At 69.3% G+C, this 24,278-nt stretch carries 28 protein-coding genes and 1 tRNA gene; 8 read left to right on the top strand and 21 right to left on the bottom strand.

The annotated features are described in order from the left end of the window. Positions 1–189 precede the first annotated feature (189 nt). The 4 genes from pdhA to ACW5E8_RS11835 all read left to right on the top strand — a co-directional run bounded on the left by pdhA (position 190) and on the right by ACW5E8_RS11835 (position 4,305). Positions 190–1,263, top strand: a complete 1,074-nt coding sequence (gene pdhA / locus ACW5E8_RS11850) for a pyruvate dehydrogenase (acetyl-transferring) E1 component subunit alpha (protein ID WP_456965724.1) — start codon at positions 190–192, stop codon at positions 1,261–1,263. Next, on the top strand, positions 1,260–2,267 hold the full coding sequence (locus ACW5E8_RS11845; RefSeq protein ID WP_456965723.1) for an alpha-ketoacid dehydrogenase subunit beta: 1,008 nt from the start codon (positions 1,260–1,262) through the stop codon (positions 2,265–2,267). Before pdhA ends, ACW5E8_RS11845 begins: the two co-directional genes overlap by 4 nt. Before the next feature lie 147 nt (positions 2,268–2,414). Then, entirely contained in the window at positions 2,415–3,848 is a 1,434-nt protein-coding gene (locus ACW5E8_RS11840; protein WP_456965722.1) for a dihydrolipoamide acetyltransferase family protein, read from the top strand. A 73-nt stretch (positions 3,849–3,921) separates the two neighbouring features. Beyond that, entirely contained in the window at positions 3,922–4,305 is a 384-nt protein-coding gene (locus ACW5E8_RS11835) for a VOC family protein (protein ID WP_456965720.1), read from the top strand. A gap of 43 nt (positions 4,306–4,348) precedes the next feature. Here ACW5E8_RS11835 and ACW5E8_RS11830 read toward each other — a convergent pair whose 3' ends face one another. The 10 genes from ACW5E8_RS11830 to ACW5E8_RS11785 all read right to left on the bottom strand — a co-directional run bounded on the left by ACW5E8_RS11830 (position 4,349) and on the right by ACW5E8_RS11785 (position 11,359). After that, positions 4,349–5,299: an MBL fold metallo-hydrolase gene (locus tag ACW5E8_RS11830; RefSeq protein ID WP_456965719.1), complete on the bottom strand. Its 951-nt coding sequence runs from the start codon at positions 5,297–5,299 to the stop codon at positions 4,349–4,351. Beyond that, positions 5,296–5,619 (bottom strand): hypothetical protein, encoded by a 324-nt coding sequence (locus ACW5E8_RS11825; protein WP_456965718.1) that lies wholly within the window; start codon positions 5,617–5,619, stop codon positions 5,296–5,298. Before ACW5E8_RS11825 ends, ACW5E8_RS11830 begins: the two co-directional genes overlap by 4 nt. Next, positions 5,616–6,938 carry a tryptophan--tRNA ligase gene (locus ACW5E8_RS11820; RefSeq protein WP_456965717.1) on the bottom strand — a complete coding sequence of 441 codons (1,323 nt, stop codon included), beginning with the start codon at positions 6,936–6,938 and terminating at the stop codon, positions 5,616–5,618. The genes ACW5E8_RS11825 and ACW5E8_RS11820 overlap by 4 nt, the downstream gene beginning before the upstream one ends. Positions 6,939–7,056: 118 nt before the next feature. Further along, positions 7,057–7,257, bottom strand: a complete 201-nt coding sequence (locus ACW5E8_RS11815; RefSeq protein WP_456965716.1) for a CsbD family protein — start codon at positions 7,255–7,257, stop codon at positions 7,057–7,059. A gap of 127 nt (positions 7,258–7,384) precedes the next feature. Beyond that, positions 7,385–7,540: an entericidin A/B family lipoprotein gene (locus ACW5E8_RS11810; RefSeq protein WP_132985662.1), complete on the bottom strand. Its 156-nt coding sequence runs from the start codon at positions 7,538–7,540 to the stop codon at positions 7,385–7,387. Between the two features lie 138 nt (positions 7,541–7,678). Next, positions 7,679–8,602, bottom strand: coding sequence for an arginase (gene rocF, locus ACW5E8_RS11805; protein ID WP_456965715.1), 924 nt, complete (start codon positions 8,600–8,602; stop codon positions 7,679–7,681). Between the two features lie 32 nt (positions 8,603–8,634). Continuing rightward, positions 8,635–8,710: transfer RNA gene (locus ACW5E8_RS11800), tRNA-Thr, on the bottom strand. Positions 8,711–8,739: 29 nt separating this feature from the next. Further along, a complete protein-coding gene (locus tag ACW5E8_RS11795) occupies positions 8,740–9,555 on the bottom strand; it encodes an SPOR domain-containing protein (RefSeq protein WP_456965714.1) in 816 nt (271 codons plus the stop codon). Positions 9,556–9,578: 23 nt separating this feature from the next. Further along, positions 9,579–10,328, bottom strand: coding sequence for a type III pantothenate kinase (locus ACW5E8_RS11790; protein ID WP_456965713.1), 750 nt, complete (start codon positions 10,326–10,328; stop codon positions 9,579–9,581). Next, on the bottom strand, positions 10,325–11,359 hold the full coding sequence (locus ACW5E8_RS11785; protein WP_456965712.1) for a biotin--[acetyl-CoA-carboxylase] ligase: 1,035 nt from the start codon (positions 11,357–11,359) through the stop codon (positions 10,325–10,327). The genes ACW5E8_RS11790 and ACW5E8_RS11785 overlap by 4 nt, the downstream gene beginning before the upstream one ends. Positions 11,360–11,467: 108 nt before the next feature. Here ACW5E8_RS11785 and ACW5E8_RS11780 point away from each other — a divergent pair, with 108 nt between their 5' ends. Both ACW5E8_RS11780 and ACW5E8_RS11775 read left to right on the top strand, forming a co-directional pair. After that, positions 11,468–11,728, top strand: a complete 261-nt coding sequence (locus ACW5E8_RS11780) for a hypothetical protein (protein ID WP_456965711.1) — start codon at positions 11,468–11,470, stop codon at positions 11,726–11,728. Continuing rightward, complete coding sequence (locus ACW5E8_RS11775; RefSeq protein WP_456965747.1) at positions 11,695–12,486, top strand: M90 family metallopeptidase; 792 nt, start codon at positions 11,695–11,697, stop codon at positions 12,484–12,486. The genes ACW5E8_RS11780 and ACW5E8_RS11775 overlap by 34 nt, the downstream gene beginning before the upstream one ends. A gap of 9 nt (positions 12,487–12,495) precedes the next feature. Here ACW5E8_RS11775 and ACW5E8_RS11770 read toward each other — a convergent pair whose 3' ends face one another. From ACW5E8_RS11770 to ACW5E8_RS11730, 9 genes are all read right to left on the bottom strand, one after another. Then, positions 12,496–13,890, bottom strand: coding sequence for an ATP-binding protein (locus ACW5E8_RS11770; protein ID WP_456965746.1), 1,395 nt, complete (start codon positions 13,888–13,890; stop codon positions 12,496–12,498). Positions 13,891–13,965: 75 nt separating this feature from the next. Then, the gene (locus ACW5E8_RS11765; RefSeq protein ID WP_456965710.1) at positions 13,966–14,652 is read right to left on the bottom strand and encodes a response regulator transcription factor; all 687 of its coding nucleotides are present in this window, start codon (positions 14,650–14,652) and stop codon (positions 13,966–13,968) included. A 67-nt stretch (positions 14,653–14,719) separates the two neighbouring features. After that, a complete protein-coding gene (locus ACW5E8_RS11760) occupies positions 14,720–15,124 on the bottom strand; it encodes a hypothetical protein (RefSeq protein WP_456965709.1) in 405 nt (134 codons plus the stop codon). A 160-nt stretch (positions 15,125–15,284) separates the two neighbouring features. Then, entirely contained in the window at positions 15,285–16,196 is a 912-nt protein-coding gene (locus ACW5E8_RS11755; protein ID WP_456965708.1) for an arginine deiminase-related protein, read from the bottom strand. A 13-nt stretch (positions 16,197–16,209) separates the two neighbouring features. Beyond that, the gene (gene dusA / locus ACW5E8_RS11750) at positions 16,210–17,220 is read right to left on the bottom strand and encodes a tRNA dihydrouridine(20/20a) synthase DusA (RefSeq protein ID WP_456965707.1); all 1,011 of its coding nucleotides are present in this window, start codon (positions 17,218–17,220) and stop codon (positions 16,210–16,212) included. Positions 17,221–17,361: 141 nt separating this feature from the next. Beyond that, on the bottom strand, positions 17,362–17,925 hold the full coding sequence (locus ACW5E8_RS11745) for a hypothetical protein (protein WP_456965706.1): 564 nt from the start codon (positions 17,923–17,925) through the stop codon (positions 17,362–17,364). A 14-nt stretch (positions 17,926–17,939) separates the two neighbouring features. Continuing rightward, positions 17,940–18,332: a hypothetical protein gene (locus tag ACW5E8_RS11740; protein WP_456965705.1), complete on the bottom strand. Its 393-nt coding sequence runs from the start codon at positions 18,330–18,332 to the stop codon at positions 17,940–17,942. Between the two features lie 32 nt (positions 18,333–18,364). Next, on the bottom strand, positions 18,365–19,330 hold the full coding sequence (locus ACW5E8_RS11735; RefSeq protein ID WP_456965704.1) for a hypothetical protein: 966 nt from the start codon (positions 19,328–19,330) through the stop codon (positions 18,365–18,367). Then, positions 19,314–19,988, bottom strand: a complete 675-nt coding sequence (locus ACW5E8_RS11730; protein ID WP_456965703.1) for a lysozyme inhibitor LprI family protein — start codon at positions 19,986–19,988, stop codon at positions 19,314–19,316. The genes ACW5E8_RS11735 and ACW5E8_RS11730 overlap by 17 nt, the downstream gene beginning before the upstream one ends. 290 nt (positions 19,989–20,278) lie before the next feature. On the opposite strand from ACW5E8_RS11730, the gene ACW5E8_RS11725 reads away from it, so the two are divergent. Both ACW5E8_RS11725 and ACW5E8_RS11720 read left to right on the top strand, forming a co-directional pair. Beyond that, positions 20,279–20,785, top strand: a complete 507-nt coding sequence (locus tag ACW5E8_RS11725) for an acyl-CoA thioesterase (protein WP_456965702.1) — start codon at positions 20,279–20,281, stop codon at positions 20,783–20,785. Continuing rightward, positions 20,782–21,147, top strand: a complete 366-nt coding sequence (locus tag ACW5E8_RS11720; protein WP_456965701.1) for an STAS/SEC14 domain-containing protein — start codon at positions 20,782–20,784, stop codon at positions 21,145–21,147. Before ACW5E8_RS11725 ends, ACW5E8_RS11720 begins: the two co-directional genes overlap by 4 nt. Before the next feature lie 13 nt (positions 21,148–21,160). Here ACW5E8_RS11720 and ACW5E8_RS11715 read toward each other — a convergent pair whose 3' ends face one another. Together ACW5E8_RS11715 and ACW5E8_RS11710 are read right to left on the bottom strand one after the other, a co-directional pair. Next, complete coding sequence (locus ACW5E8_RS11715) at positions 21,161–21,931, bottom strand: DUF2092 domain-containing protein (RefSeq protein ID WP_456965700.1); 771 nt, start codon at positions 21,929–21,931, stop codon at positions 21,161–21,163. Positions 21,932–21,986: 55 nt separating this feature from the next. After that, the gene (locus ACW5E8_RS11710) at positions 21,987–24,251 is read right to left on the bottom strand and encodes a patatin-like phospholipase family protein (protein ID WP_456965699.1); all 2,265 of its coding nucleotides are present in this window, start codon (positions 24,249–24,251) and stop codon (positions 21,987–21,989) included. Positions 24,252–24,278 lie beyond the last annotated feature (27 nt).

Here is a 24,278-nt window from a genome sequence, read left to right as displayed (position 1 = left end):
CGGTGAGGCATAGCGAAAGAAGCAGGCACTCCTCGTCGAAGCGGCTTCCCCGGACTTGGGAGATGAACCTCTTTTTTTGCGGGGCTCCCGGAATCCGCGCCCGCCGGGGCTTGCCGCACCGCGCAACGAACCGCGAATGCCGGCCGGGTATCATGTCCGGCTCCCGTGGATGACCGAGCACGTGCCCGCATGAGCGTTGTCGCGACCTTCGAAATCGAATACCTCCAGTACCTTGGCCCGGACGGCACCCTGGTGGCTGACCTGCCGCCCGAAGCGCCCTCGGCGGCTGAAATCCTGCCGCTGTTCAAGCAGATGCTGCTGGTGCGCACCTTCGACGCCAAGGCGATCGCGCTGCAGCGCACCGGCAAGCTCGGCACCTACGCCGCCTGCCTGGGGCACGAGGCCACGCATATCGGCATCGGCGCCGCGATGCGTCCCGAAGACGTGTTCGCCCCCAGCTACCGCGAGTACGGCGCGCAGTTCATGCGCGGCGTGAAGCCGCGCGACGTCCTGATGTACTGGGGCGGCGACGAGCGTGGCAACGATTTCAGCGGCCCGAAGCACGACTTCCCCTGGTGCGTGCCGATCGCCACCCAGTGCCTGCACGCCGCGGGTTCGGCGCTGGCGTTCAAGCTCCGCGGCGAAGACCGCGTGGCCGTGACCTGCTGTGGCGACGGCGGCTCGTCGAAGACCGACACCTACGCCGCGATCAACTCCGCCGGCGCCTACGCCCTGCCCTTCATCCAGTGCATCATCAACAACGGCTGGGCGATCTCCGTGCCGCGCTCCGCGCAGACCGGCGCCAAGACCCTGGCCCAGAAGGGCCTGGCCGGCGGCCTGCACTGCCTGCAGGTGGACGGCAACGACCTGTTCGCCGTGCTCGAGGGCATGCGCCGCGCCATGGAGCGCGCGCGCTCGGGCGGCGGCGGCAGCGTGATCGAGTTCATGACCTACCGCCTGCACGACCACACCACCGCCGACGACGCCCGCCGCTACCGCGACGAAGCCGAGGTCAAGGACGCCTGGACGCGCGACCCGATGACCCGCCTGCGCACCTGGCTCACCGCCCAGGGCGCCTGGGACGAGGCGCAGGAAAAGGCCTGGGTCGAGGAATGCGGCCGCATGGTCGACGTGGAAATCAACGCCTACCTGGAGAGCAAGGTGCAGCCCGTGGAAGCGATGTTCGACTACCTCTACGCCGACCCGCCGCAGGACCTGCTCGCGCAGCGTGCTGCCGCCATCGCGCTGGAGAAGCGTTCGTGAGCGCCGTGGGGAAGGACGCGGCACCGGCCGCGATCACCCTGATCGAAGCGATCACGCAGGCGCTGGCCTACGAGATGCGCCAGGACGCCTCCGTCGTGGTGCTGGGCGAAGACGTCGGCGTCAACGGCGGCGTGTTCCGCGCCACCGCCGGCCTGCAGGCCGAGTTCGGCGACCTGCGCGTGATCGACACCCCGCTCGACGAGACCACGATCGCCGGCCTGACCGTCGGCATGGCCGCGCAGGGCATGAAGCCGGTGGCGGAAGCCCAGTTCGACGGCTTCGTCTACCCGATGCTCGACCACATCATCTGCCACGCCGCGCGCTTCCGTTACCGCACCCGCGGCCGCCTGACCTGCCCGATGGTGCTGCGCGTGCCGTGGGGCGGCGGCATCCGCGCGCCGGAACACCACTCCGAGGCCAACGAGGCGCTGTTCACCAATGTCCCGGGCCTGCGCGTGGTGCTGCCATCGTCGCCCGCGCGCGCCTACGGCCTGCTGCTGGCCGCGATCCGCGAGCCCGACCCGGTCATCTTCATGGAGCCCAAGCGCATCTACCGCCAGTACAAGGAACTCGTGCCCGACGACGGCGAGGCCCTGCCGCTGGACGTGTGCTTCGTGCTGCGCGATGGCACCGATGTGACCCTGGTGACCTGGGGCGCGCAGGTGAAAGAGACGCTTGAAGCCGCCGAGGCGCTGGCAAAGGACGGCATCAGCGCCGAGGTCATCGACGTCGCCACGCTCACGCCGCTGGACTTCGACACCATCGCCGAATCCGTGGCCAAGACCGGCCGCTGCGTGATCGTGCATGAGGCGCCCAAGACCGCGGGCTTCGGCGGCGAGATCGCCGCGCGCCTGGCCGAGGAGTGCATGTACGACCTGCTGGCGCCGGTCGAGCGCGTCACCGGCTACGACACGCACATCCCGCTGTTCCGGCTTGAAATGAAGTACCTGCCCAGCGTCGAGAAGATCGTCGCGGCGGCAAAGCGGGCAATGGCCGCGGGCTGAGGCCCGCACCACCCCGCGCACGCAAGCTGCGAGCGGCCCCCGGGCCGCGCGCTGCAAGACCTACCGATGCGGCCGCGCCACCGACCACGCAACGCGCCCGCGACACGCATGCAACCGCTCCAGCGAGCACCGGATTCCGAGGACGCCATGGCTGACAAGAAGACCTTCCATCTCCCCGACCTGGGCGAGGGCCTGCCCGACGCCACCATCGTCGAATGGTTCGTCAAGGTGGGCGACACGATCCGCCTGGACGAGAACCTGGTGTCGATGGAAACCGCCAAGGCCGTGGTCGAGGTGCCCTCGCCGGTCTCGGGCAAGGTGCTGAGGCTCGCCGGCGCCGCCGGCGACATCGTCATCACCGGCGCGATGCTGGCCGAGTTCGAGATCGATCCCGACCAGCCGCAGCGTGCCGAGGGGCAGGACACCGGGCACCACCATGGCGGTGGCGGGCACGGCGTTGGCAGCCAGGACCCGGCGCCCGACGACAAGGTCGTGGCGTCCGATGACGGCGGCGCGATCAGCGAGGGCGGCGAGGCCGGCGGCGAGCGCAGCGACAGCGGTACCGTGGTCGGCGCCATGCAGTCGTCGGACGCCGTGCGCAGCGAGCAGGCCGTGGCCGTGGGCGGCGTGCGCGCCATGCCCGCCGTGCGGGCCCAGGCGCGCAAGCTCAAGGTCGACCTCGGCCGCGTGCGCGGCACCGGCACCGACGGCACCGTGACCATGGCCGACGTGAAGCGCGCCGCCGCCGACGGCAGCGCCCCCATGGGTGCCGCGGCTTCTGTGGGAGCGGCTACAGCCGCGAATACCGCACCGCCGATCGCGGCCATGGCCGCTCCCACAGGAGCAGGGGCAGGCGCAGCCGCCGGCCGTGCCGCCGGCGATCGCACCGCGCTGTCCGCGAGCGGCAAGCCGATGCGCACCCAGCCGCCGGGCGTCACCGCCAGCGGCCAGCCGGAGCAGCTCAAGGGCGTGCGCCGCAACATGGCGCGCGTCATGGCCGCCGCGCACGCCCAGGTCGTGCCGACCACCCTGGTCGACGATGCCGACCTCCACGGCTGGGTGGGCAAGCAGGACATCACCGCGCGCCTGATCCGTGCGATCTGCGTGGCGGCCAAGGCCGTGCCCGCGCTCAACGCCTGGTTCGACGGCGAGAGCCTGACCCGCACCATGCATCCGCAGGTGGATATCGGCATCGCCGTGGACACCGAGGACGGCCTGTTCGTGCCGGCCCTGCGCAACGCCGACGTGCTCGATGCCGGCGGCGTGCGCTCGGCCATCCAGCGTCTGCGCCAGCAGGTCGAGGACCGCAGCATCCCGGCCAGCGAGCTGTCGGGCTACACCATCAGCCTGTCCAACTTCGGCATGTTCGCCGGCCGCTACGCGACGCCCGTCGTGGTGCCGCCCTGCGTGGCCATCGTCGGCGCGGGCAAACTGAGCCAGGACGTGGTCGCGGTGATCGGTGGCATCGAAGTGCACCGCCGGATGCCGATCTCGCTGACCTTCGACCACCGCGCCGCCACCGGCGGCGAGGCCGCCCGCTTCCTGAAGGCCCTGCTGGACGACCTGGCACTGGCGCACTGACGTACCGGCGGCGGCACTTGCCGCCGCCCACGCTCCGGGCGGAGGATCGACCGCTCCCGCCCGGAGTGCCGACATGGCCCACCGCAGCCGACTTGCAGGATTCATCATCGATTCCCGCGGCGATGACCTCGCCGCCTCCGCCGCGTTCTGGAGCGGCGCCCTGGGCTTGCCCATCGCCGACCCGGACTCGGGCGGCACCGGCCGCTACGCCGAGCTCGGCGGCGCGCCCGGCAACCTGCACGTCGAAGTACAGAAGGTCGAACATCCTTCGCGCGTGCACCTGGACATCGAAACCGACGACATCGACGCCGAGGTCGCGCGGCTTGAAGCCCTGGGCGCGACCCGGATCGCCTTCATCAAGCGCTGGTGGGTGATGGAAGCGCCGGACGGCCAGCGCTTCTGCGTGGTGCCGATGGACAATCCGGGCGCGCGCGCCGAACCCAACGCCTGGGATTGAGCGCGACCGGATGACGGGCCGGTTGCTGTCGGCCCCCGCGCAGCTAGCCGGCCGCCCGCGCCTTCTTCCGTTCGCGCTCCAGCCACACGGCCAGGCCCTGTGCGTTGAGCTCGATGTCCATGGCCAGCAGTTCCGGCACCAGGCGCTCGGGCTCGGCCACGCCGTGGATACGGGCGCGGTCGACGTAAAGCCTGGTGAGCGCCTGCTTCAGGGCTTCGTGGCCGTCGGGCGCGTCGGCGAGGAACTGCGCCAGCGCGACCATCGCGTCCACCTGCTCGATCAGCCGCAGGCCGACGCGCTGCACGTCGCCTCGGATGGCGCCGAAATGCGTGACGTGGCAAACCTCGGGCCGCGCCGACAGCAAGCGCCGGATGGAGTCCTTCATCTGCTCCGGATCGAACTGCACCGGCGAGGTGGTCGGGATCGCGAACGGCCGCCCGCCGACGTCGAACTCGCGGTAGGAAATGCCGAAGACATCGCCGGTGAACCAGGCGCGGCTGCGCTCGTCCCACACCGAAAGATGATGCAGGGCATGGCCGGGCGTGTGCGCCAGCAGCAGCGGCCGGCCGCCCAATTGGAGCACCTCGCCGTCGGCGGCCTCGACCACGCGCTCCGCCGGTGCGGGCACCAGGCCTCCGTAGGCCTGTTCGAACAGCGCATCGCCGTAGACCTGGCGTGCGCTGGCGATGAGTTTTTCCGGATCAACCAGGTGCGGCGCGCCGCGTGGATGCACCACCAGCCGCGCCGCAGGCAGCTCGCGCAGCAGCGCGCCCGCGCCGCCGGCGTGGTCGAGGTGGACGTGGGTGGCGATGACGTAGTCGACGGCATCGCGCGACAGGCCGGCCGCGTCCAACGCCGCCAGCATGTTCGGCACGCTGTGCAGGGTGCCGCAGTCGATGAAGGCTGAGCGTCCCGCTTCCACCAGCAGGTAGGCGGCGCAGAACGCCGGCCGCCCGCCAAATCCGGTGTCGACGATGGTGACGCCGTCGCTCACGCCTGCGGGGCGCCCGGCGTGCGGAACAGCAGCGCACGCAGGATGAAGGCGACCAGCATCGCGCCCAGGAACACGCCGTATCCGGCTGCGGTGGTGAGGATGTGCTGCCACATGCGCCCATGTGCGGGATCGGCGATGTCCTGGAGCCAGTACAGGCTCGCCACGAACACGCCCAGCGACAGCAGCAGCGCGACGAGGTCGTAGAGCCGCCGCGCAAGGCCGCGCGGCTGCCGCGGGTACATCCAGAACAACACGGCCAGGATCAGGAACCACGGCAGGAACAGGATCAGCGTGAGGTTGGCCTCGAACAGCGGATTCATGCCGCTTCCTCGGCAAAGCGCTGCAGCGCGCCCAGCAGCACAGCGCTGTCGACGCCTTCGCCCAGCCAACCGACTGCCGCGTCATCGAGCCAGACGCGCCCGGAGGCGTCGACGCGCGGAGCCGTCCCGCCCGACTTCAGGCGGGCGACGATGCGACCCGCGTCGCGCGGCGATGCATGGCCGTCGCCCTGCAGCAGCAGGACATCGCCATCGACCAGCTTGAAGTGGAAGTGACCGTCGGCCTCGCGGTACTGCTTGAACACCGGCGGCGCCGGGGCAGCGGCGGCAGCGTTGCTTCCAACGTCCGTCCGCGTTCCCAGGTCGCGCAGGCCTACCGCTTCGCGCAGGCGCGACAGGAACGGGGCGGCCTGCTGCTCGCGAAGGCGCTGTCCGCCCGCGCGCAGCACGCGCTCGATGTCGGCGGGATCAGCCACCAGCGCCTCGTAGCGCTCGCGAAGCGGCGCGAGTTCGGCATCGATGCGTTCGAACAGGCGCTCCTTGGCCTCGCCCCAGGCGATGCCTTCGGCGTAGGCCTTGCGCATCGCCGCGGTTTCACCGGAGTCGGCAAAGGCCTGGTACAGCTGGAACAGCGATGAGCCCTCGGTGTCCTTCGGTTCACCTGGGGCACGCGAGTCGGTGACGATCGAGAACACCAGCTTGCGCAGCTGCTCGCGCGGCGCGAACAGCGGGAGCACGTTGTCGTAGCTCTTGGACATCTTGCGGCCGTCCAGGCCCGGCAGCGTCGCCACCTGCGCCTCCACCGCCGCCTCGGGCAGGGTGAAGTGTTCGCCATAGAGGTGGTTGAAGCGCTGCGCGAAGTCGCGCGCCATTTCGATGTGCTGCACCTGGTCGCGACCCACCGGCACCTTGTTGGCGTTGAACAGCAGGATGTCGGCGGCCATCAGCACCGGGTACATGTACAGGCCCGCGGTCACGCCGGCGTCGTCGTCCTCGCCTTCGCCGCGGTTTCGATCGACCGCGGCCTTGTACGCATGCGCGCGGTTGAGCAGGCCCTTGCCGGCCACGCAGGTCAGCAGCCAGGTGAGCTCGGTGGTTTCCGGCACGTCGGACTGGCGGTAGAAGGCGACCCGCTCCGGATCCAGCCCGCAGGCCATCCAGCTGGCCGCGACCTCCAGCGTCGAGCGCTGCACGCGCAGCGGATCCTGGGTGCTGATCAGGGCGTGGTAGTCGGCGAGGAAGAAGAAGCTTTCCACGCCCGGCGCCTCGCTCGCGACCACCGCGGGGCGGATGGCGCCCACGTAGTTGCCAAGATGGGGAACGCCGGTGGGCTTGATGCCGGTAAGGACGCGAAGGCTCATTCAGGGGCCGGAAAAGTAGGGAACGGCCCATTTTAGCCCCGCCACGGATTTGTCGCCGTGCCCCGGAAACACGACGGGCCGGCAAGTGCCGGCCCGTCGTGTCAGATGGCATCACGCCTCAGTTGAGGGTCTTCTCGAAGTCCCGCACCTCGCGCTCGGCGCGGTCACGCTCCCAGCCGTACTGCTCCTGCAGCTTGCCGGTCAGGTATTCGCCGTTGCCTTCGGCAACATCGAAGACGTCATCGGTCAGGTCGCCCCACTTGGCCTGCGCCTTGCCCTTGAGCTGGGTCCACTTGCCGGAAATGATGTCCTTGTTCATGGCTTACCTCGTTGGTTGGGGGAGTCGATCACCGCTGAGCGATGCATCGGATTCCATCCTGCCAACGCGGGCATCGTGACGCGGTCAAGATTTCGTTGCGTGGACCTTCACTTCAATGAGCAGGCGTTCAGCGCGGGTCGGTGGCGCCGGTGTCGTCCGCGGCGTCTTCGACCTTCTCGCCGACCTTCTGCACGTCCTTGCCGGCACCCGCGACGGTATTGCAGGCGCTCAGCATGCCGGCCGAGAACATCGAGATCAGGATCAGGATTGCAATGCGCTTCATGGCGACTCTCCAATGGTGGTCGGTGCCACGGGCGGATCTCGCCCGCGGTCAGGGACATGAAACGTGGCCGCAGGTGAAATCCGCGTTGAATCAGCGCAAGGCCCCGCCGCAGCGGGGGTCTCCATTCATCCTGCAGGCTCAGTCGCGCATCAGGGTCGACTTTCCGAACAGGCTTTCCACCAGGTCGACGGCCAGGCGCGCGGTGCGGTTGCGCTTGTCCAGCGCCGGGTTCACTTCGACCACGTCGAGCGAATCCGCACCGCCGGCGTCAGCGAGCATTTCCATCATCAACTGCGCCTCGCGGTAGTCGAGGCCACCGGGCACGCGGGTGCCGGTGCCCGGGGCGACGGAGGGATCGAGCACGTCGACGTCGAAGCTGACGTGGAGGTGGGTGTCGTCGTCGATGCCGGCCAGCGCCTCTTCCATCACCTGCTTCATGCCGACTTCGTCGATGTAGCGCATGTCGTAGATGTCCAGGCCGTGCTCGCGCACCAGGCGCTTCTCCGCCGCGTCGACGGAGCGGATGCCGATCTGGCGCACGTCGGACGGCGAGATCATCGGGCCGGGGCCGCCAAGGTTGACCAGCACGTCCGGACCCAGGCCGCACAGGCAGGCCACCGGCATGCCGTGGACGTTGCCCGACGGCGTGATGGCGGAGGTATTGAAGTCGGCGTGGGCGTCGAGCCACAGCACGCGCAGGCGCTTGCCACGGGTCTTGCAGTGGCGCGCGACCGCGGTGATCGAACCCATCGCCAGGCAGTGGTCGCCGCCGAGCATCACCGGCACCCGACCCGCGGCGAGCTCGGCGGCGGTCATGTCCATGACCGCGCGGTTCCATGCCACCACTTCATCGAGATGGCGATAGCCGTCCTGCGGCGACTGCCATGGATTGCGCGGCCCCTGGACGTCACCGCGGTCGATGGCGTCGATGCCGCGCGCGACCAGCGCTTCCACCAGCCCCGCCACGCGCAGCGCCTCGGGCCCCATGGATGCGCCGCGACTCCCCGCGCCGATATCGGTCGGCACGCCGAAGACGGAAACAGGCTGGGACTCAAAGGGCATGGGTGCCTCCGGCGGCAACAGTGGGATTCCCGTGGTGCCGACAGTCCGATTCGAACGGACGACCTACCGCTTACAAGGCGGTTGCTCTACCAGCTGAGCTATGCCGGCACGATGCGCCACGGAGGGCGCGCGGCATTCTAACGCGAGGCGCCGGCCGCCACGACGCCGGCGCATTCGATGTCCTGGACCTGGGCCGCCGCGGTGGCGGCGCGGGCGGCCGCGGCATCGAACGCCGGGCCCGCAGCCACGTCCAGCCAGTGCCGGATGACGGTATCGCCCAGCGGCTGCGCCTGCGCCGGGAAGCCGGCCGCGCGCAGCGCCGATTCACGGCGGCGGGCCGACGGCTCGCTGCCATAGCGCCCCAGCGCGATGCCGTTGGCTTCATCACCCGAGGGCACCACCAGCAGGTCGTCGAATCCCGCCTCCCTGATCTTGGCGGCCAATGCGTCGGCGGCAGCACGGTCGGGCTGCGGCGCCATCACCACGCGCCAGCCGCGCGGCGCCTCGACGACGTCGCGCACGCGCATGCGCGTGGCGCCCAGGGGCTGCAGCGCGCTGCGTGCGGCGGCCACGGAGACGGCGTCGGGGAAAGGGCCAAAGCTTGAGCAGCGCAGCGTGGCGGCGGCCGCCGCCTGAGGGCCTGCATCCGGAGACGGCGGCGGAGCGACGGACGATGCGTCCTGCGCCACCGCGGCGGGCGCGTCTGCATCCGGCGTCGAAAGCGGCTCCGCCGCGGCCGCGCCCGCTTCGGGCGGCTCGGCGCCATCCACCGGGGCGATCCCGGGTCCCGGGTCGGCCTGCACGGCGACCTGCTCGCCGAGCAGCTGAAGGCGCGGCACGTCCGCGGGCGGCGCCCACGGCGCCGGCGCCGGCGGTTCCGGACGCAGCAGCCACCAGGTGGCGACGCCGAAGTTGAGCATGACCAGGAGGACGAGCAGTGCGCGTGCGGGCATGGATGGATTCTAGCCCGCGAGTCCTAGCCTGCGGACTCCAGCCCGCGTGGCTGTCGCGCCAGTCGCGCCAGGCCGTCCATGACCAGCGAAGGCGCGTGCACGGCGCCGTCGACCCGTGCCAGCAGCCCTGCCGCGCCCCCACCGTGCAGCAGCACGGTCGGTGGCAGGCCGGCCAGCGCAGCCGCCTCCCTGCAGCTGCGCTCGATCAAACCAAGCGCCGCGCCGAAGCAGCCGCCCGCAAGCGCATCCACGGTATCGGTGGCGAAGGCCGCGGCCGTGCCGCCGTCTACAGGAAGCTGCGGCGCACGTGCATGCAGCGCTTCGCGCATCAGGGTGGGCGACGGCGCGATGGCGCCGCCGTGGTGGTTCCCCACGGCATCGAGCAGGTCGATGGTCAGCGCGGTGCCCACGCCCACGACCAGCGCCCAGCCCGGCACCCGCGCGCGCGCGCCAACCAGCGCCAGCGCGCGGTCCACGCCCAGTCGCGCAGGCTCCGCGTAGCCGATGCGCACGCCGGCCATCTCGCGTTCAACACGCACCTCGACCACGCGCACCGCGCGCGGCACCAGCGCCTGCAGCAGGGAAGCGCGCAGTGCCGCCGGACCGACGCTCGCGATCCAGGCAACGTCGATATCCTTCGGCAACGCCGCCACCCATGCCGGGTCGAAGCCCGCGCCGTCGTGCGCGAAGGCGGACACCGGGCCGATGCCGTCGCGCTCCAGCGCGGCCAGCTTGAGGCGGGTGTTGCCGAGGTCGAACAGCCAGTCGCTCATGCCGCGGCCCGTGCGCGCAGGCTGGCTTCGCCGGCATGGAAGTGGCGTTCAATGCCGTCGATGTCCACGCGCAGCGCGCCATCGGCCGCCAGGCCCAGCGCCGTGCCTGCATGCACGTCCCTGCCTGCGCGCACCTCGACCGCGCGCCCGGCCAGTGCGTCCAGCGCGGCGTGGCGCGGCAGGAAAGGGGCCAGGCCGTCGTGGTCGAACTGCTCCAGCGCCGGCACCAGGTGCGCGACCAGCATGGCGGCAATGGCGTTGCGCGACGGTGGCGCCGGATGCGGCAATGACGCCAGGTCGCACCATGGCTGGTCGATCGCGGCCACCGCCGCGGCCGGCATCCGCACGTTGAGGCCGAGGCCGAGCACCGCGCGTACCGGTCCGGCGTGCTCGCCGCCGCCTTCGACCAGCAGGCCGCCGAGCTTTTGCAGCAGCGACGGCCCGGGTCCGACGACCACCAGGTCGTTCGGCCACTTCAGCCGCACCGTGACGTAGCCCAGTGCGTGCAGGGCCTCCGCCGCGGCGACGCCAGCCACGAGGCCGAGTCCGCCCAGGCGCGCCAGCCCGCCGTCGAAGGCGCGCGCCAACGACACATAGAGGTTGGCCGCCAATGGCGACGCCCACGCACGGCCAAGACGGCCGCGACCGCCGAGCTGGCGTTCGGCCAGCAGCACCGCGACCCCGTGCGGCGGCGTACGTCGGCGCAGCAGCTCGCTGTTGGTGGAGTCGAGGCTCCATGCGACCTCGGGCCGGTGCACGCCCGCACGCACGGCATCGGGCAGCGCGGCCGCGATGGCCGCGGCGTCGAGCAGGTCCAGCGGCGCCTCCAGCACATAGCCGCGGCCACGCTGCGCGCCGATGGCGACACCGGCCGCGCGCAGCGATTCGATCCGCTTCCAGACCGCGGCCCGCGTCAGGCCGGCTTCCCGCGCCAGCGTGGCGCCCGGGACCGGCCCGCGGGCCAGGCGCAACAAGAGCGCCCTCTCCGCAGCGGCGGCTTCAGGCGGCGCGTTGGTGGCGTCCACAGGCATGCGGCGGATTATCACACCTGGACCAGCAGGGCGGCCGCCCGCGCGTGCGCACGCCCCGGGGCAATGTATGATCCGGAGGTTGACCCGGTCACCGTGCAGGCACCTGTCATGTCCGTCCGCGCCACTTTCGCTGCGACATTGCTGTCCCTGGCCTTCCCGGTCGCTGCCCAGGATGCGCGCCTGTCGGGCACCGGCGGCGACGGCTCGGCCTGCTCCGCCAACTATGCGACCAGCGCCGCGTCCGACGCGGATCCGGTGCGCACCGGCAAGCGTCCTGAATCCGAGAAGCCCGTGATCCCGCGCGGCGCCGATGCCGACGCGGCCCGGCCGCCGCGCTGGCACAGCTTCCTGCCGGGGATGTTCCGCTAGGCGATGGCGTGATCCGGCGCCTGTTCCGGCGCCCGCCCGCGGACGTCGACCAAGCCATCTGGCAGGCCGTCCAGGCGGACGTGCCCTGGGTCACCGCGCTGGATGCCGCGCGCCGCGACCGCCTGCGCGCCCTGGCTGCGCAGTTCCTGCACGACAAGACGATCACGCCGCTCGGCGGGCTCGCGCTTGATGCGCGCGACCGCGCCATGCTGGCCGCGCTGTGCTGCCTGCCGCTGCTGGAATTCGGCACCGAGGGCCTGCACGGCTGGGCGCAGCTGCTGGTCTATCCCGATGCGTTCCGCGTCGACCGCAGCCACGTCGATGCCGCCGGCGTGATGCATGAAGGCGAGGACGAACTCGCCGGCGAGGCCTGGGAGCACGGGCCGCTGGTGCTGTCATGGGCGGACATCGCCGCCGACCTCGCCAGTCCCCATGACGGCTGCTGCGTGGCGGTGCACGAGATGGTGCACAAGCTCGATGCGCTTGATGGCCTGCTCGACGGCACGCCGCCGCTGCCACGCGCCTGGCAGCGGGAATGGGCGCGTGATTTCCAGCAGGCCTACGACGCCTTCGTCGAACAGGTCGAGCGCGGCCGCCATACCGCACTGGACCCGTATGCCGCCGAGGCGCCCGAGGAATTCTTCGCGGTGTGCAGCGAGTACCACTTCAGCGACCCGGGCCTGCTCGAACGCGCGCAACCCGAAGTGGCGGCGCACCTGCGCCGGCTTTATGGCCCGTCGCCCTTCGCCGCGGACTGAAGCCGCCGCCTACAGTCCCGGCGGCAGCCGGACCACGAAGCGCGCGCCACCCAGCTCGGGCGATTCCGCCACTTCCAGCTCGCCGCGATAGCTGCGCACGATGTCCTGCACGATCGACAGTCCGATGCCATGGCCCTGCACGCGCTCGTCCCCGCGCACGCCACGCTGCAGGACGTGGGAGATGCGCTCGGTCGGAATGCCCGGGCCATCGTCATCCACCGCGACCAGCAGTCCGGGACGCCGGCGCGGTGCACTCTCGCCCGGCTTCACGGTCAGCAGCACGCGCGACGTCGACCACTTGAAGGCGTTCTCCAGCAGGTTGCCCAGCAGTTCCTGCAGGTCGCCGGGCTCGCCGTGGAAGCGCGCGGCCGGGTCGATGTCGAACTCGCATACGGTGCCGCGCCCGGCGTAGATCTTCTCCAGTCCGCGCACGATCTCTTCGGCATAGGGTTCGACCTCGACCGGCGCCGCGAACAGCTGGTGGCCACCCGCCGCGCCGCGGCCGAGCTGGTAGCTCACCAGTTCGTTCATACGCCGCACCTGCGTGGCCACGTCCTCGCGCAGTTCGGCCTCGCTGGCATCGCTGTCCAGGCGCGTGCGCAGCACCGCCAGCGGCGTTTTCAGGCTGTGCGCGAGGTCGGCCAAGGTGTTGCGCTGCTGCTCGAGGTTCTGGCGCTCGCTCTCGACCAGTGCGTTGATGCTCTCGGTCAGTGGCTCGAGCTCGCGCGGATGGAGTTCGCTCATGCGGTTGGCCTGTCCGAGCTGCACGCGTTTGAGCTCGGCCTCGACGCGCCGCAGGGGCAGCAGGCTCCAGCGCAGCACCAAGGCCTGCAGGAGCAGCAGCACCAGGCCGGCGATGCCGAGGTAGCCCCACAGCGCGGCGCGGAACACGCGCACCTGCTGCGGCAGGGTGCCGGCGTCTTCCATGATGTAGATCGTGTAGGGGAACTCGGCCTCGGGCCGCTGTTCCATGTCCCAGATGAAACCCTTGCCGTAGCGCAGCACCTCGCCATAGGTGCCGTCGCTGCGGGTGATCGGCATCGGGCCCTCGAACTTCTCGGTCCCGCCTTCAAGCAGGTCAGACTCCGGCAGCTGCGGCCCGCGCGTGGACTCCGACGACCAGCCGCCGTGGGGCAGCACCACTTCGGCATACAGGCCGCTGCCCGGGCGCTCGAAGCGCTCGTCGGGCTGCGTGTAGGGCGGGATCAGGGCGCCGCCGCGGTCGAACTCGATGTCGCGGGCGTAGGAGGTCGCATAGCTGCGCAGGCGGTCGCGCTGCAGCTGGCTGGCGACGTCGACGAAAGCGCGGTCGAGGGCATAGCCGGCCGCTGCCAGGAAGGCGAGCAGGCCCAGGCTTGCGGCCAACAGCTGGCGCGCCTGCAGCGACCGCGGCCGCCAGCCCAGTGTCCTTCCGTCACGCCCCTGCCCCACGCCAGCCTCCCCGCATGCCCGCGGGCGCGTCGCGCGCGCCCACCGGACTCAGCCTTCGTTGGTGCGCGGGATCGCGAAGCGGTAGCCGCGGCCACGCACGGTCTCGATCGGCTTGAGCGCGCTGTCGGGATCGAGCTTCTTGCGCAGGCGGCCGATGAAGACCTCGAGCACGTTGGAGTCGCGGTCGAAGTCCTGTTGGTAGATGTGCTCGGTGAGGTCGGCCTTCGAGACCAGCTCGCCGGCATGCATCATCAGGTACTCGAGCACCTTGTACTCGTAGCTGGTGAGGTCGACGTTCTGGCCTTCGACGCTGACCGTCTGCGCGGCGAGATCGAGCACCACCGCGCCGCATTCCAGCGTCGGCTTGCTCCAGCCCGCGGCGCGGCGCACCAGGGCGTTGATGCGCGCCAGCAGCTCCTCCACGTGGAAAGGCTTGACCAGATAGTCGTCGGCGCCTTGCTTGAGGCCGTCGACCTTGTCCTGCCAGCTGGAACGCGCGGTCAGGATCAGCACCGGGAACTGCTTGCCTTCGTCACGCAGGGCCTTGATCAGTTCCATGCCCGACATCTTCGGCAGGCCGAGGTCGATGATGCCGACGTCGAACGGCACCTCGCGGCCCATGTACAGGCCTTCTTCGCCGTCCTGCGCCGCGTCCACGGCATACCCTTCGCGCTTCAGGCGCGCGGCCAGGGTCTCCCGCAGGGGGGCTTCGTCTTCGACCAGGAGGATGCGCATCGGTATCTCCAAAATGTCCCGTCGCGGCGGGCCGCGGACGGGAGGGGCTGCTGTCTAGGGTGCGAATTCAGTCGTCGTCGCCGCGTGTAGGGCGCGGCGGGCGACGCGGTCGGGAGGCGGGATCATCCATGTAGACGCGCACGCGCCCGCGCTCGTCCACGACTTTCACCCGGTTGATGTCACGGCCCTCGAAAGGCACGCGCTCGGCACTCAGTACCTGGCCACCGGTCCGGCTCTGCACGCGACGGACGGAGTCCGCCAGCGCGTCCTGACGCGAGCCGCGTGACGGCCTCGCTTCCGGCGCACGCACCCGTGGCGCTGCCTGTGGGGGCCTCGGAGCCTGCTCCGCGACCCGGGGAGCCTGCGCGCCGGCGCCGCGCCCTTGGCGACGTCCCTCGTCGGCCTGCGCCACGCCCATGTGCGTGAACGCGGCCAGCAGGCACAGCGCGGTAAACAGGCGACAAGCAGTCATGGGAGCCATTCTTCCAGAGAATACAGAAAGTTACGGGCTCCCACAGCGGCGGTCACGGGAGCATCCGGATGATTCTCGGAGGGTGGCGGTGAATTACCCCTTAACTTTTCCAGGTGCCCTGCGGCCCCGTTCATGATTGTCGTGGCGCAGCGGCGCTGCATCAGTAGATTTCGGCCACGCAGCAGCGCAGCGAGCCACCTGCGGCTTCGATCGCCTCCAGCGGAACCGTCCGGATCCCGAAGCCGGCGCGGGCCAGCGCGTCGCGGCTGGACGGCGTCAGGGCCTGCGCCGCCCGCGTGCTCATCCAGGCCACGTCATCCGACAGGCTGATCGCGTTCCCGGCAAAGGCGGACTGCTCGGCCTGCGAGAGCGTCACCACGTGTGGCGCGTACAACGCCGCGATGGCATCGCTGACGGCCGGGTCGGCGAAGCCGCCCGGACAGATGATCGCGGCGCGACCCGCCAGCACCGCGAGCACGACGTTGGTGTGGTACTCGCCCGGCGCGAGATCGAACATCAACGTGGCGCGCAGGCCCAGCGCCTCGTGCATCAGCCGCGCGCCTTCCTCGTCGCAGCGCTCGGACAAGCCACACAGGCCCAGGCCGCGGGCGCGGTCGACCACCAGCGCGCCGGTCAGTTCGCAGGGATGCGGCTGCTGCGACAGGTCGCGCACCGCATAGCCAAGGACGTCACGGAAGAAGCCGCGGATATCCGCGCGCCCGGCCTCGCGGCGGCGCACCGGGTGGCGCATGCGGCCGACCACCAGGGTGCCGGGCGCGGTGGCGAACACGTTGTTGGGGAACAGCGCGTCGGGCGCGTCCGGATCGCCTGCGAAGCAGATGGTCGGCAGGATCTCCGAGAGCGCGCGCTGCAGTCCCCGGTGCTCGGCGGAAGCGCGCGCCGCGTCGAAGCTATCGGCATCGGCCATGTAGCGGTTGTCGGTGGCGGATTCGTCGGCACGGCCGAAGCCGTCCGGTGCAACCAGGAAAGCCGCGCGCGCGGTGGCCGCGCCGAAGCCGGGGGCGCAGTCGCGCGCGAACGCGAGGAAGGCGCCGGTGTCACGGGTCAGCATCGAAACAGACTCCTCAGGCAGCGACGCGGGCGTCGCCCCGGGTGGTGGCGATCGCGGCCTCGACCAGCGCCCAGTCGGCACCTGGCTTGTGCGCGCCCTCGCTCAACACCTGGCGGAAGGCGCGGCCGCCACGCTCGCCGTGGAACAGGCCGAGCAGGTGGCGGGTGATGTGCTTGAGCTGCGCGCCGCGCGCGAGCTGGCCTTCGACGTAGGGGCGCATCGAACGCAGCACGTCAGCGCGCGTGGACAGCTCGCCCCCGAACCAGGCCACGTCGAGGCGATGCAACAGCCAGGGGTCGTGATACGCGGCACGGCCGAGCATCGCGCCGTCGGTGTGCGCCAAGTGTGCCGTCGCCTCGCCTGCGTCCGCGATACCGCCGTTGACGACCACGGTCAGCTCCGGGCGCTCGCGCTTGAGGGCGTAGGCCCAGTCGTAGCGCAGCGGTGGCACTTCGCGGTTCTCCTTCGGCGACAGGCCCTTCAGCCAGGCGTTGCGCGCATGCACCACGAACATCCGGCAGCCGGCGGCGGCAACCGTATCGATGAAGGCGAGGAAGCGCGCGTACTCGTGATCGTCGTCGACTCCGAGGCGGCACTTCACCGTGACCGGCACGTCGACCGCGGCGATCATCGCCGCGACGCTGTCGGCGACGAGTGCGGGTTCGCGCATCAGGCAGGCGCCGAAGCGACCGGCCTGCACGCGATCGGACGGGCAGCCGACGTTGAGGTTGATCTCGTCGAAACCATGGTCGGCGCCGACGCGCGCGGCCTGCGCCAGCAGTGGCGGTTCGCTGCCGCCGAGCTGCAGCGCCACCGGATGCTCCATCGGGTCCATCGCCAGCAGCCTGGCGCGGTCGCCATGGATCACGGCGTTGGCGTGCACCATTTCGCTGTACAGCCGGGCGTGTGGCGCAAGCAGGCGATGGAAGACCCGGCAGTGGTTGTCGGTCCAGTCCATCATCGGAGCGACGGACAAGCGCAGCCGGGCGGGGTCGATCGAGGGCGAAACGGCGGGTGTGGTCACGGCGACAGGCAGGGCAGGAACAGAACGGGCACGCGGGAAGGGGACAGGGTAGCGCACGGCGAACACCCGCGCGCGACGATCCCCCGAGCACGCCCACAGCACATCGCCGGCAGAACAATGCGCATCGCACGCGTGGCGAGGCTACTCCCTCTGCTTGACTGGCCTGTATTTCCCCTGGATGGGTTTGGCCTGCATGTCCACATTCGCGCACACACGCTTGTCGCCGCAGGGTACGAAATCCGAATCATTGACGGCCTCGACCCATGCCAACTCCGCCCTGGCGCCCGCCGCATTGTTCTTCCAGTACGCTCCCCAAGCTGCAATGCCGGCGAAAGCCAGTACAGCACAAGTCGCCAAGCCACCCATCCCGACCACCGTCCATTTGCGTCGCTCGGCCTTGATCGCTTCGCGCTCGGCTTGCAACTCCTGGACCAGTCGCGCGATCGACTTTGCATCAGAGCCGAGCATCTCATGCACAGGCGCAATGGAACGGCCCACGCATTGCTTGATGTCATCGGCAACGTGGCCTTTGACGCCATTGACCACTGCGCTGGCCAGGCTCTGTCCCTGGGAAAGCATGGCGCTGGCGCCGCGCTCCAGCGATGCCGCGCCCTGCTCCATCCTCGCAGCCGCCGCCTCGCTCCGATCCGCGTAGTGCTTGATGATGAACCCAAGCTTGGCCAGCTTCCCTTCTTCCTGATCCATTGCCTCGCCCCCAGCTACATCGACATTACCGGACCACTGCGCTCCATCTGCTGTGCCATCCGTTGCTGCTCGACAAGCTGCGCCTGCAACTCGGCCTGGCGAACCTCGGCCAGCCACAGCCTTTCCTCGCCCGCGATTTCGCGCTGAAACTGCTGCCCTGCAAGGCTTTGGCCATATTCCATCAATGCGGCGTCCATCGCCTTGTCGTCCTTGTTGACCGCCGCCTCGTACAAGCGGTCGAGCAAAGACTTGGGCTGGCCTTGCGCCTGCGCCTGATCAGGGTTTCGTTCGTCTCCGGGTATCAGCGGGCGCGAGCGGAGGCCATCTGTGTGATCGGGCGCATCTATCGCCCGACCTTGCTGAACCTGCATCGGGACGCCGTTCCGGTTCCAACCATCGCGGGTCATCTCAAATGTGTCCGCATTGGGGCTGGTAACGGTCAGATCGCCGGACGTTCGAGCTCAACGCGGGACATTTCCAGCGCAGCATTGGGTCGGGCCGCACGAATGCTGACGCCCCGTGCCGGCTGGTCGTTGTCTACGTGATCAAGGATCGTGCGCCCTGCAGCTGGGCTGCGCATCATAGCGTCCAGCAATTGCACATCAGGGTTGTTGTTGAACCCCTCGTAAAGCGACGGACTACCCCTTTCGTGAACCTCGCGCTGCCAAGCCTGCGCGAGCCGTCCTTCGCCGAGCTCTAGGGCGTTCATGAGTCGGGCACCTGCAATCGCGTTGTCGCGTCCCGTGACAATCGCTTGACGTGCAGCGGGATTCAATCCACTGATCCCTTGCGATCCGATCCAATCGCGTGTTTCCGCGGCAGTCAGTTCATTGTTCTGTAGATGGGTGATGAGCCGCTCACCACGTATCTCGTTCTGGTTGTAGAGCTTCATTGCCTGCGCGACGATTTCGGTCGCCTGTGCAGGATCGGCCTGACGCAGATCGCGCAGCCATTCGATCCGGGAAAGCGGCTCACCGACGTTTTGCCACTTTTTGTCGATCTGTTCCTGGTTGAGCGAGCTCACCAACTCGCGACCGGAATCGGAGCGAAGGTATTCGTTCAGGCGCGCCTGCTCCTCGCCGTTCAATGCGTTGCCGGACTGGCCGCGGGTTTGCAGGCGTCGGGTTAGATCATTCACCTCTGCTGGTGAGAATCGCTGGTCCGGACTAGCCCATCCCTGGTAGCCGGACATCAGCTCATGCACCTTCTCGCCACGCCCAGGTTGGCCAAAGTCCCACTGCACGATGCCAACGCTCCAGCCAGAGTTGCCACTACTGTGTGTCAGGCTCAGCGCGGGGAAGGTATTGATCTCGGACGCGCGCCCAACGGCGTTGTAAGCGATAGCGTCGAAAGTCGTACGATCTAGCGGGTCGTAGATCCGCCGCTCATCATTTCCGCTCGTCATTGCCGGCTCCTTCCGCAAACAGCGTGGACTTTTGCTCCTTGAGTTCCTTGACCCGCGCCTCCGTCATGCTTGCGCGGCACGCCTCGGTGAGTCCGGGAGCCTCCTGACGGGACATGCCTTGAACGACCGGCTCCAGCGCGCAATGCGCATCCCGGTATGCACGCCACGCGCTGTCGGCGGCTACGTAAGCGCTCTCGACGTCCTTCACGTAGCCCGGCTGGTTATCCTCATAGGAGGCGTAGGTGTCGCGCACTTCCTGTAGCACGACTTCACTAACCTGCTTGAGCTCCACCTCTGCCCGATGCACGCGGGCGTAGGGGGCGCAACTGTAGAGACGTACCTCCTCGCACTCGGCCAGCTCACCTTCGTCGTAGCTGGCGTAGCACGCCTCCTTCTCCACAAGCGGTAGCGCATCGCAATCTTTCGCTGCAGACCCGCCTGTCGCCGCGGCCGCAACGGTCGGAATATTGGTTGACCGGGCAGGAAGCGGGTTAGCCAGTCCACCGCGGTTCGAATCAGTTGAAGTCGTCGGGGCAGCGTAACTCGTCACCGGATTTTGCGGAGTCGCCTCCGGCGACGGCGATCGGGCACACCCTTGTCCCATTACCAAGAGCAGCAACATGGCTGCCAAAAGTCGCTTCGATCCGTCGAGCATCATCCCTGTTCCTCGCACCGTACGGCAGGCCCATGGTGTCCCGGCATCAGCGACGGGTCAACTCACACACTTCAAGGGGCGAGGCTGCATATTTGCAACATTGCACCCACAGCGATCATCAACCAATCGCTAGGCTACACGGCCCAAATCCGGGGCCGGAGGGACAGCGTTCAGGCTATACGCGTGCGCCTGCGTCGAAGGCGCCACAATTGCCCTTTGGGTGCATGCGGCGGCGGGGTTCCGCAGGCGCGGATCAGACGTACACTCCGGATTCCCCCAGCGGAGGGCTGCACATGAGCGGGCGCCCGCACAGCCTCACCCTGCGATTCCTCGCCGAGCCGACCGACGTCAACTACGGCGGCAAGGTGCACGGCGGAACGGTGATGAAGTGGATCGACCAGGCCGGCTTCGCCGCAGCGGTCGGATGGAGCGGCCATTACTGCGTCACTGTTGCGGTGGGCGGCATCAGGTTCGTCGCGCCGGTGCGGATCACCGACCTCGTCACGGTCTCGGCACGGCTGGTGCGCACCGGGCGGACATCGATGCAGTTCGGCGTGGGCGTGCGTGCGCGCGACCCGATGGGCGGCGACGACCGGCTGTGCACGCATTGCGTCATCGTGTTCGTTGCGGTCGACCGCGACACCGGCACGCCGCTGGAGGTCCCGACCTGGACCCCCAGCGGCGAGGCCGACCAGCGCCTGTTCGAGTACGCCGACAAGGTGATGGCCCTGAGCAAGGGCATCGAGGAAGCCGTCGCGCGCTATGTGCCCGACGCAATGCCCAGGCGGGAGGATACGTGAGCGTCCAGATCACGCAGGCGGATGACGCGGGCGTCGTGCATGCCCGGCTGACGGGCGAGATGACGCTCGCGGACCAGAGGATGCTCGAGGCGCTGGCGCGCCGCCTGATCGACGGCGGTGGAGAGGTCCGCCTCCTGCTGGTGCTCGATGGCTTCCGGGGCTGGGCGCGCGACGAGGGCTGGGACGACGACCTGCAGTTCACGATCGAGTACGGCGACCGCATCGCACGCATCGCGATCGTGGGCGACGCGTCCTGGCGCGACGAGGCACTGGCCTTCGTCGGACAGGGGTTCCGGAAGACGCAGATCGCCTACTTCACGACGCCTTCCGCCGACAGGGCGGACGCCTGGGTCAGGGGATGAATTCCGTTCCGCCTCAGGGTCCCTCACCCGGGGGATGATCTGTTTCGGAAATCTGCGACAACTCGACCTGCGTGACACCCTCCCCGGGTGCAAACACGAAGTCCCCGTCCGCCGGTTGCGCCGCGGTGTCCCAGCTCAGCTCCGCGCGATACCCGGGCAGCCCGGCGTCCGTGGCATCAACCATCACCACCTTGCACGGCAGATGGTCATCGTCGGCCCACACCTCCCATGACACTCCTGCCTCCGCATAGGCGTAGTGCTCGCATTCCCGTCCACGGACCATGCCCCTGCCCGCGTAGCTCGCCCGGGTGACCGAAGACATCGGGCCGTCCGGTACGCCCCACGCGAACAGGTCGACGACCGGCAGCTCGATCCCCTTCCTTGCCCGCACCTGCTCGAGCAACGTCCTGATTGTTCCGGGCGCCTCAATGCGCGCGTACACGCGCTGGAGGGGCGCGTAGACCGTGATCGTCTGGCCGTCGTAGAACACCTGGCGATCCACTCCCTTGCCCTGGATCCTGGCGACAAGGTGGCTCGGTGCCTTCACGGAGTAGTGGACGGTGCCCGAGAAGTCGCGGTACTTCCCGCCCCCGACCGCAGCCCTGGTGGACACGTCCATCGCCAACGCATAGCTGTCCAGCCCGCGCAGCTCGGCTCCGATGTCTTCCAGCGCCTCGGTCGCCTCCTCCGCAAGCGCGGGTCGGGGCCGGGGTTCCACGGCAAACGCGAAGCAGCTTCCGCCTGCCAGCGCGAGCGCGATGATGATCCTGCAACCGGCTTTCATGATTCCATCTCCTTTTCCGTAATGCGGTACAACGGTTCACGCAGATCGCAACGCATCAGAACGGTCGACCGACCTCGAGGAACAGCACGCCGCCGCCATGCTCGCGCCAGCCGACGCCGAACAGCATCGGGCCCAGCCATGAATCGAATCCGGTGTACACGCTCGCGTTGAGGATGCCGTCGTCGAAGGCCATGTCCTGGCGGCGCTCCCAGGCATTGCCGTACTCGATCGTGGCGCCCACCTGTGCGGAGCGCCCGAAGAGCTCGGCCAGCTGGTAGGTGTAACCCACGAGCAGCAGCGCATAATGCTGGCCGGTCAGCTCGTTGAGCCTGAAGCCAGCCAGCCGCGCACGACCTCCCAGCCGGTACCTGCTCTGCACCGGCAGCGTGCCCGACGTGGTGACGTGGTACCTGGCACCGAGCTGCAGCGCGTGATTGCCGAAGCTCCTGGCGCCGAGGGCATCCAGGTCGAACTGGTCGAACTCGACATCGCTTCCCAGCCAGTCCCGGGACACGGTGTAGCCCAGCAGGCCGTAGTAGCCGCTGCGGGGGAAGAACAGGCTGTCGAGCCTGTCGATCGTGATCGTGGCGAACAGCTCGCCCTGTTCGAAGTCGAACTCATCGAGCAGTGGATCGCCGACTTCGACGGTGGCCCGCCCGGTCGCGCGCCGCACCCCGATGCCCGCCGCGCCGACATTGCCGAACTCGCGTGCCGCCCGCAGCTCGAGACCGACCACGCGCACGTCATAGGTGGCGACGTTCTCTCCAGCGGTGTTGAACACATGGATGTTCGGGTTGTCGTAGCCCAGCCGGGCGTACAGCAGGTTGCGGTTGGCCACGTCCAAGGGGTGGTAGTACTCGCCTTCCAGCCCCGGCTCGCTGCCGATGGTGGCCGCGATGCGCCCCTCGGCGCCCAGCCGCGAGAGCGGCGAGAACAGCACCGCCATCCGCAGGTTGCTTTCGAACGCGCCCTCGAAGTCGGTATTGAGGGTGAGGCCGAGCTGCAGGTAGTTGGGGCCATGCGGCTTGGGCCGGGCCCGCAGCAGCACGCCCGTGCGGCCATCCTCGCGCACGACTTCGTAGGTGATGCTGGACAGCGTGCCCAGGCCGTACGCCCGGAGCAGCCTGGCCTCGATCCGTGCGCTGTCCAGCGGTTCGCCGATCGGGATCGGCACCTGCGCCAGCAGCAGTTCATCGGCATAGCCGGTTTCGTTCTCCAGCCGCACGAACTCGACCACCGGCGCACCCGCAGCGAACCGCGGACGTGCTTCCAGTGACGCGGCATGCAGCCCGGCTGGCACCGACAGGCCCGTCAGCTCATCCCGTGATGCCTCGGCGGCCTGCGCCCCCATCTCCAGCGCCTCGCGCGCCTTGGTGAAGTCGCCGGTTGCGACCACGTCGCCCAGCTGGGGCAGCACCAGCACGTCCGACTCGCGAAGCTCCGCCAGCTGCCGCCCGGTATTGCCGGTGGTCATCATCCCGGTGATCTGCGACACCACCTCGAGCAGGCTCGCATCGCGGTCCAGCTGCGCCAGCGGCGTCCCGACATCGACCGCGATGACGACGTCGGCACCCATCGCGCGCACGACATCCACCGGCACCTGGTTGACCAGGCCGCCATCCAGCAGGACCCGCCCATCGATCTCGACCGGCTGGAACACGCCCGGCAGCGACATGCTCGCGCGCATCGCCATCGCCAGGCTGCCATGGTCGAGCACGACGGGCTGGCCGGTGTTGAGGTCGGTCGCCACCGCGCGATACGGGATCGGCAGGAGATCAAAATCGTCGACCGCGCTGACCCCGAGCGTAGCGTTCTCGAACATCGCGAGGATGCGTTCGCCCTGCAGCAAGCCCGGCGACACCCGGATGCCGCCCCGGCCAATGCCCACGCCGACCGTGGTGAGCCCGTCGCGATCATCCTGCTTGCGCCGGAACGACCGCTCCGGCCGTGCCAGGGAGTCGTCGAACAGGCGCTTCCAGTCGGTGGAGACGACCAGTTCTTCCATCTCGTCCACCGACATGCCGGATGCATAGAGCCCGCCGACCAGCGCGCCCATGCTGGTGCCGGCCACGCAGTCGATCGGGATATGCAGTTCCTCGATCACGCGCAACACGCTGATATGGGCGATGCCGCGCGCGCCGCCGCCGCCAAGCGCCAGGCCGATGCGGGGACGCGTATCGCCGTCGATGCGCGCACCGCAGGAATGGCCGGCGGCCGCGGTCGCGACCCGAGCGGATTGCGCGAACGCCGCGCCGGCGCTTGCCAGCGAAAGCAGCATGGCGACCTGCAGCACCCGCATCGTGGCGTTTCCTGGCGACATGGCCCGGGCCGCTGCCCTTTTTGCCGA

The organism is Luteimonas sp. A649 (genome assembly GCF_054072735.1).
This window is presented reverse-complemented; position numbering and strand designations above follow the sequence as displayed.